The organism is Streptomyces durocortorensis, from assembly GCF_016901035.1.
GTDB lineage: Bacteria > Actinomycetota > Actinomycetes > Streptomycetales > Streptomycetaceae > Streptomyces > Streptomyces durocortorensis.
On sequence record NZ_JAFEUF010000294.1, the window covers coordinates 1 to 7,352 of the forward strand.

Here is a 7,352-nt window from a genome sequence, read left to right on the forward strand (position 1 = left end):
TTCTTTGTCCTGCTGTCTTGCGTTTCCGACTCTATCAGACGCTTTCCAGTGTCTGACTCCCGGTCGAAGCGGGCCGTGCAGTTTCGCTTTCCAGGTCCTTCGCTTTCGCGTTTTCCCTTTCCGGCGAGTCCGACTTTACCAGACTCTTTTTCGTTCCGTTTCCGGTCCGAATTCGATATTCCGGTGGCCCGCGGAGTGGCCTTGCCTTTCGGCGTGTCCGCTACGTTAACCGATTCTCTTGGCAGCTCATAATCGAGCCGATAGGGCGAATTACGGGCATGCCGAATTCGCACCCGCCAGGGTGAGTCGTAGGTAGTGGTTTGGCCGCTCCGAGTGGCTCGGCCCGGTCCGATGGACTGTTCCGAGAGCTGTACCCGTGTCAAGCGGCTCGGACTACATTAGGCGTCCGCCGAAGGTGCGTCAAGTCGCCTTGCGGCTGGGACGACGGCGCGGTGCGTGGGCGCGGTACGGGCTGACCGTGGGATCCCCCTCGATCCAGAACCGCCACGGTTGGTGGGCGCCGTCGCCGCCGACTCCTGTGCGGGGGCCGCTGCGTACGAGGTCACGGGGTGGCGGGGTGCCGTGCAGGACGGACAGTGCCGGGGCGGGGCCGCCGAAGAGGTCGCTGCCGTTCAGGTCGCGGTCGACGTCGAGGGCGGTGGCGAGGCGGGCCGGACCTTTGGCCAGTTCCTTGTCGTTGCGGGCCGAGACGCGTCGGTCGCGGGCCAGGTGGGCGCCGACGTTGATCTCGCCGGCCCGGAGCAGGACTCCGCTGGCGTGGCCGTCCGGGCCGCAGACCAGGTTGAGGCAGTGCCACATCCCGTACGTGAAGTAGACGTACGTGTGACCGGGCGGGCCGAACATCGTGCTGTTGCGGGGCGTGCGGCCGCGGAAGGCGTGCGAGCCGGGGTCGATCTCGCCCGCGTACGCCTCCACCTCGGTCAGACGCAGCTCGATCGTGCCCGTCGGCTCCCGGCGTACGAGGGTGCGGCCGAGCAGGTCCGGGGCTACCTCCAGGACATCGCGGGCGAAGAAGTCCCGCGTCAGTGGAGTGCGGTCCAGGCTTTTGGTCATGGCGTCCGAGGGTACTGGGATCGCTCCGAGGGGAACCGGCTACCGTCGTGGCGCGTATGTAGGGGTCAGGACCAAGAAGGAGTGACTATGGGCTTCAAGCGGCTGCTCGCGAGCATGGGTGCCGGCGGTGCCTCGGTGGAGACCGAGCTCACCGAGGTGAATGTCGTCCCCGGTGGGGTCGTCCAGGGTGAGGTGCGGATCCAGGGCGGTTCGGTCGCCCAGCAGATCGAGGGACTCAACGTCGGGCTCCAGGCGCGGGTCGAGGTGGAGAGCGCGGACCAGGAGACCAAGCAGGACATCGAGTTCACCAAGCTGAACCTCGGCGGTGCCTTCGAGGTGCAGGCGGGCGCGGTGCACGTCGTGCCGTTCGGCCTGGAGATCCCGTGGGAGACCCCGATCACCATGTTCGGCGGCCAGCAGCTGCGCGGGATGAACATCGGGGTGACCACCGAGCTGGAGATCGCTCGCGCGCTGGACTCCGGTGACCTGGACCCGATCAACGTGCACCCGCTGCCGTCGCAGGAAGCCATCCTGAACGCCTTCCGGCAGCTGGGCTTCGGCTTCCGCAGCGCGGACATGGAGCGCGGGCACATCCGCGGGACGCGTCAGCGGCTGCCGTTCTACCAGGAGATCGAGTTCGTCCCGCCGACGCAGTACCGCGGGCTGAACCAGGTGGAGCTGACGTTCGTCGCCGACGACCGCGAGATGGACGTCGTCCTGGAGATGGACAAGAAGCCGGGGCTGTTCAGCGAGGGCAGCGACTCCTACCGCGCGTTCAAGGTGGGTCTGCACGACTACCAGTCGACCGACTGGGCGGCGTACCTCAACCAGTGGCTCGCCCAGGTCGGCGGTCAGCGCAACTGGCTGTAGGCGGCGGTACGCCCTCCGGAGCGAGGGCGGTACGCCCCCTACAGTCGGGGCAGTAGGCAGACGAACCGATCAGGAGAGGTGCGAGACGTGACCGAGCCGAACAGGGCCCCGCTGCCGCATGACTTCCATCCGGAGGTGCCGGCGTTCACCGTGGTGAGCGACGACCTCGCGCCGGGGGCCGTGCTGGGCGACGCCCAGGTGCTTGCGGGCGGGAACACTTCGCCGCAGCTGCGGTGGGAGGGCTTCCCCGAGGGGACCAAGAGCTTCGCCGTGACGTGTTTCGACCCGGACGCGCCGACGGGCAGCGGGTTCTGGCACTGGACGCTCTTCGACCTTCCGGTGTCGGTGACGGAGTTGCCGGCCGGTGCGGGCAGCGGGGAGTTCAAGGGGCTGCCGGCGGGTGCCGTTCAGGCCCGTAACGACTACGGGGCGAAGGAGTTCGGCGGTGCCGCGCCGCCGGCCGGGGAGAACCACCGGTACGTGTTCACCGTGTACGCGGTGGACACCGAGACGCTCGGGATCGACAGCGACTCCTCGCCCGCGGTGGTCGGGTTCAACCTCCGGTTCCACACGCTGGGCCGTGCGCAGTTGATCGGTGAGTACCAGGCTCCCGCCGACGATTAGTTCGTCTGCTGTTTGCCCTGCTCTGGTCTTGGAGAGATCAGAGCAGGGCATTTTTTATTGCGTTGTCCATCGCGGCCTGCCCAGCCAGAGTTGATCCGGGCCTGCCAGGGGGCGGGCGGCACACGGGAGGTGGGCAGGATGCGTGACACGCTGGTTCTCAACGCGAGCTTCGAGCCGCTGTCGACAGTGACGCTCAACCGTGCGGTGGTCCTGATCCTGACGGACAAGGCCGTCGTCGAGCAGTCGCATCCCGAGCTCCGTATGCGTGGTGCCGCCGTGGACATTCCGGCGCCCCGGGTGATCAGGCTCTGCCGGTACGTACGGGTGCCGTTCCGAAGACAGGCCCCGTGGTCCAGAAGGGGTGTGCTCATACGGGACCAGCACCGGTGCGCGTACTGCGGCAAGCGGGCCTCCACTGTCGACCATGTGGTGCCGCGTGCCCAGGGCGGGCAGGACACCTGGCTGAACACGGTGGCCTCCTGCGCCGAGGACAACCACCGCAAGGCGGCCCGGACGCCGGATCAGGCGGGGATGCCGCTGCTGAAGCAGCCGTTCGTGCCCTCCCCCGCCGAGGCGATGCTGCTGGCGATGGGGGCCGGCGACCGCTCGGCGCTGCCCGAGTGGCTGGACCGGTCGGCAGCTGCGGCGTAGGACGGTGACGCCGCCGTGTGGAGCTGGGCGTAGATGACGTACGCCTGGTGCTGTATGGGTGGGCTCGTCCCTGTGCGGGGGCGGGCCCACGTGTGTCAGCGGAGCAGGAGCTGGACGATGGCCACCGTGCCGACGGCCACGATGAGGGCGCGCAGGACGGTGGGGCTCAGGCGGCGGCCTACCTTGGCACCTATCTGGCCGCCGATGGCCGAGCCGACCGCGATGAGGGCGACGGCCGTCCAGTCGAAGTGGGCGACGAAGAGGAAGAACAGCGCCGCGATGCTGTTGACGATGGCGGCCAGGACGTTCTTGACGGCGTTGAGGCGCTGCATCGTGTCGTCGAGCAGCATGCCCATGAGGGAGAGGTAGATGATCCCCTGGGCGGCGGTGAAGTAGCCGCCGTAGACGCTGGCGAGCATGAGGCCGGTGAACAGGAGCGGGCCGCCGTCGGTGCGGGCCACGGTGCCGGTGTGTTCACGGCGGCGCTGCACGGCTTTGCTGATGCGTGGTTGCAGGATGACGAGGACGAGGGCCATGGCGACCAGGACCGGGACGATCGTCTCGAAGGCCGTGGAGGGCAGGGCGAGCAGGAGCATGGCTCCGGTGAGGCCGCCGATGGCGGCTCCGATGCCCAGTTTGATGATGCGGCGGCGCTGGCCGGCCAGCTCCTTGCGGTAGCCGATGGCTCCGCTGATGGAGCCGGGGATGAGGCCCAGCGCGTTGGAGACCGTCGCCGTGACCGGGGGGAGGCCGGTGGCGAGGAGGACGGGGAAGGTGATCAGGGTGCCCGAGCCGACGATCGTGTTGATCGTGCCCGCGCCGACTCCGGCCGCGAAGACGGCGAGTATTTCCCAGATGGACAAGGCCATCTCCTTCGGTGGTCAGTGACGCCTCCCCGCCATGAAGGTCGAGGGGCCTCACTGATCATGCACGAAGGGGTTTCCGGGTCAGGAGACCGGGGGTTCCTCGCGTCGTTCCACCGCGGGGGCCGGGATGCTGCCCTTGCCGCTTCCGCCGTTGCCGCCGTTTCCGCCGTCGCCGCCGGTGTTGAAGCCGGGCATGCCGCCGCCGAGGTTCCCGAAGGCGCCGCTGAGGCCCTTGAGGGCGTCGCCGATCTCGCTGGGCACGATCCAGAGCTTGTTGGCGTCGCCCTCGGCGATCTTCGGGAGCATCTGGAGGTACTGGTACGAGAGGAGCTTCTGGTCCGGGTCTCCGGCGTGGATGGCCTCGAAGACCGTACGGACGGCCTGGGCTTCACCTTCGGCGCGCAGGGCGGCGGCCTTGGCCTCACCCTCGGCGCGCAGGATCGCGGACTGCTTCTCACCCTCGGCGGTGAGGATCTGGGACTGCCGGATGCCCTCGGCGGTGAGGATCGCGGCGCGCTTGTCGCGGTCGGCGCGCATCTGCTTCTCCATCGAGTCCTGGATGGAGGTGGGCGGCTCGATCGCCTTGAGCTCGACGCGGTTGACGCGGATGCCCCACTTGCCGGTGGCCTCGTCGAGGACGCCGCGCAGGGCCGCGTTGATCTCCTCGCGGGAGGTGAGGGTGCGCTCCAGGTCCATGCCGCCGATGATGTTGCGGAGGGTGGTGACGGTGAGCTGCTCGATCGCCTGGATGTAGCTGGCGACTTCGTAGGTCGCGGCGCGGGCGTCGGTCACCTGGTAGTAGATGACGGTGTCGATGTTGACGACCAGGTTGTCCTGGGTGATCACCGGCTGCGGCGGGAAGGGCACGACCTGTTCACGGAGGTCGATCCGGTTGCGGATCGAGTCGATGAACGGGACGACGATGTTCAGGCCCGCGTTCAGGGTGCGGGTGTAGCGGCCGAATCGCTCCACGATGGCGGCGCTGGCCTGCGGGATGACCTGAATCGTCTTGATCAGGGCGATGAAGACGAGCACCACCAGAATGATCAGAACGATGATGATCGGTTGCATCGTGTCTCTCGTGCCCTTCGTTGGCCGGTGGGTCGCGGTGATCGGGTTCGGTCCTCAGGAGCGGCCGGTGGTCGGTGAGTTGCCGTCCGGGCCGGTGTCTCCTGATGATCGACATGATCGACTTCGAGTCTGGCAGACGTGGGCCCGCCCTGTGCGCGCTTCGGTCACATGACGACGGCCGTGGCTCCGTCGATCTCGATGACATCGACCTTGGTGCCGGGCTCGAAGACCTGGTCGGCGTCGTACGAGCGGGCCGACCAGACCTCGCCGCCGAGCTTGATCCGGCCGCCGTCGGCCGATACCCGTTCCAGCACGACCGCCTGACGGCCTTTCAGGGCGTCGATGCCGCTGGCCTGCCCGACCTGTCCGGCCCGGTGTCTGGCGGCGATCGGGCGCACGACGGCGATCAGCGCGACCGAGACCAGGACGAAGACCAGCACCTGGGCGACGATTCCGCCGCCGAGGGCCGCGACGGCCGATGCGGCCACCGCCCCGACGGCGAACATGCCGAATTCGGGCATCGCGGTCAGGACGAGGGGGATGCCCAGTCCCACCGCGCCGATCAGCCACCACACCCATGCGTCGATGTCCACATGGTCATCGTAGGACTGTCGGTGCGTCACCGACAGGGCGCACGGGGGTCAACTGCGGTGAACGGCCTGCCGATCGGGCCGCGATGGCCTCGGTCGGCGACCTCGGTCAGGAGAGCGGGAGGCCGTGGGCGGTGTAGCGGTCGCCGGTGTGCTCGACGATGAGCGGCAGGCCGAAGCAGAGGGAGAGGTTGCGGGAGCTGAGCTCGGTCTCCATGGGGCCGGCCGCGAGGATCTTGCCCTGGCGGATCATCAGGACGTGGGTGAACCCGGGGGCGATCTCCTCGACATGGTGGGTGACCATGATCATGGAGGGGGCGAACGGGTCGCGGGCGAGGCGGCCGAGGCGGCGGACGAGGTCCTCGCGCCCGCCGAGGTCGAGCCCGGCGGCGGGCTCGTCCAGGAGCAGCAGTTCGGGGTCGGTCATCATGGCGCGGGCGATCAGCGTGCGCTTGCGCTCTCCTTCGGAGAGCGTGCCGAACTTGCGGTCCAGGTACTCGGTCATGCCGAGGCGGTCGAGGAAGGCGCGGGCGCGCTCCTCGTCGACGGCCTCGTAGTTCTCGTGCCAAGTGGCGGTCATGCCGTACGCGGCGGTGAGGACCGTCTGCAGCACGGTCTGGCGCTTGGGCAGCTTGTCGGCCATCGCGACGCCCGCCATGCCGATGCGGGGGCGGAGCTCGAAGACGTCGGTGCCGACGCCGCCGAGCTGCTCGCCGAGGATCGTGGCCGTCCCCTTGCTCGGGAAGAGGTAGCTGGACGCGAGGTTCAGGAGGGTCGTCTTGCCGGCGCCGTTGGGGCCCAGGATGACCCAGCGCTCCCCCTCCTTGACCGACCAGGAGACGTCGTCCACCAGAGCGCGTCCGTCCCGGACCACGGATACGTCCACCAGCTCCAGTACATCGCTCATGGCGCGTTGTCTCCCCAAGCAGTCTCGTCGATCGTCGCGTGCCGGTGGGCACGGCTCCCAGGGAAAACCTACGCCACCGCGCGAGTGGTTCGGGCGTGAGGTCCGCACCCCGGGCTTTGCCCGGACGTTCCCTAGGCTGTCGGCATGCTTGTCGAACCACGTTCAGGGTTGTTGGCCGCTTGGGGAAACGCGCTTCTGGCGGGACTCGTCTCGCCGGACGAGGCAGCCCTCGCGATTGTCGGGGAGGACGCGGTGCACCGCGTCGAGGGGCTGCCGGGTGAGGCGGGGCCGGTCGGGCTCACGCTGGCGCTCGGCCGGCTGAGAGGGCTCGGGGCCACCGGTTTCCGGGTCGCGCTGCCGGTGCCGGGGCATCCGCTGGGGCTGAGCGGTCCGCCGGACTTCAACGCGCGGGCGCTGGAGGCGGAGGAGGCGGTCGTCGCGTACGGAGTGCCGTACGGGCTGGTGCCGGAGGTGAGCGAGGCCGGGCCCGAGGGGGATCTGCACGTCGAGGTGGTGTGGCGGGTGCTGCCGGTTCGGGAGGCGCTGCCCGCGTCGGTGCCGTCGCTGGGCGAGGCGGAGCGGGAGCTGGCGGAGGCGTTGCGGGATGCGACGGCGGTGCTGTCGCGGCTGGACGTGGCCGGCTCCGGGCCGGTGGCGGAGGCGGCGGTGGACGCGTACCGGGCGCGGGTGGAGCGGGGT

Annotated in this window: 9 protein-coding genes; 4 read left to right on the top strand and 5 right to left on the bottom strand. The window is 69.0% G+C overall.

Annotation, left to right across the window (positions count from 1 at the left end):
* Positions 1-420 precede the first annotated feature (420 nt).
* The gene (locus JS521_RS31735) at positions 421-1,074 is read right to left on the bottom strand and encodes a DNA-3-methyladenine glycosylase (RefSeq protein ID WP_205086371.1); all 654 of its coding nucleotides are present in this window, start codon (positions 1,072-1,074) and stop codon (positions 421-423) included.
* An 87-nt stretch (positions 1,075-1,161) separates the two neighbouring features.
* On the opposite strand from JS521_RS31735, the gene JS521_RS31740 reads away from it, so the two are divergent.
* From JS521_RS31740 to JS521_RS31750, 3 genes are all read left to right on the top strand, one after another.
* Entirely contained in the window at positions 1,162-1,944 is a 783-nt protein-coding gene (locus JS521_RS31740; RefSeq protein WP_205086372.1) for a sporulation protein, read from the top strand.
* An 87-nt stretch (positions 1,945-2,031) separates the two neighbouring features.
* Positions 2,032-2,568 (top strand): YbhB/YbcL family Raf kinase inhibitor-like protein, encoded by a 537-nt coding sequence (locus JS521_RS31745; RefSeq protein ID WP_205086373.1) that lies wholly within the window; start codon positions 2,032-2,034, stop codon positions 2,566-2,568.
* 138 nt (positions 2,569-2,706) lie between these two features.
* Positions 2,707-3,219 (top strand): HNH endonuclease, encoded by a 513-nt coding sequence (locus JS521_RS31750; RefSeq protein ID WP_205086374.1) that lies wholly within the window; start codon positions 2,707-2,709, stop codon positions 3,217-3,219.
* A 95-nt stretch (positions 3,220-3,314) separates the two neighbouring features.
* Here JS521_RS31750 and JS521_RS31755 read toward each other — a convergent pair whose 3' ends face one another.
* From JS521_RS31755 to JS521_RS31770, 4 genes are all read right to left on the bottom strand, one after another.
* Positions 3,315-4,082 carry a sulfite exporter TauE/SafE family protein gene (locus tag JS521_RS31755; RefSeq protein WP_205086375.1) on the bottom strand — a complete coding sequence of 256 codons (768 nt, stop codon included), beginning with the start codon at positions 4,080-4,082 and terminating at the stop codon, positions 3,315-3,317.
* 84 nt (positions 4,083-4,166) lie between these two features.
* Positions 4,167-5,156, bottom strand: coding sequence for an SPFH domain-containing protein (locus tag JS521_RS31760; protein ID WP_205086376.1), 990 nt, complete (start codon positions 5,154-5,156; stop codon positions 4,167-4,169).
* Between the two features lie 164 nt (positions 5,157-5,320).
* Entirely contained in the window at positions 5,321-5,749 is a 429-nt protein-coding gene (locus JS521_RS31765; RefSeq protein WP_205086377.1) for an NfeD family protein, read from the bottom strand.
* Between the two features lie 106 nt (positions 5,750-5,855).
* Positions 5,856-6,653 carry an ABC transporter ATP-binding protein gene (locus JS521_RS31770; RefSeq protein WP_137233921.1) on the bottom strand — a complete coding sequence of 266 codons (798 nt, stop codon included), beginning with the start codon at positions 6,651-6,653 and terminating at the stop codon, positions 5,856-5,858.
* A gap of 144 nt (positions 6,654-6,797) precedes the next feature.
* Here JS521_RS31770 and JS521_RS31775 point away from each other — a divergent pair.
* Positions 6,798-7,352, top strand: a 555-nt coding sequence (locus JS521_RS31775; RefSeq protein ID WP_205086378.1) for an Rv1486c family protein, incomplete at its 3' end; no start/stop codon positions are given.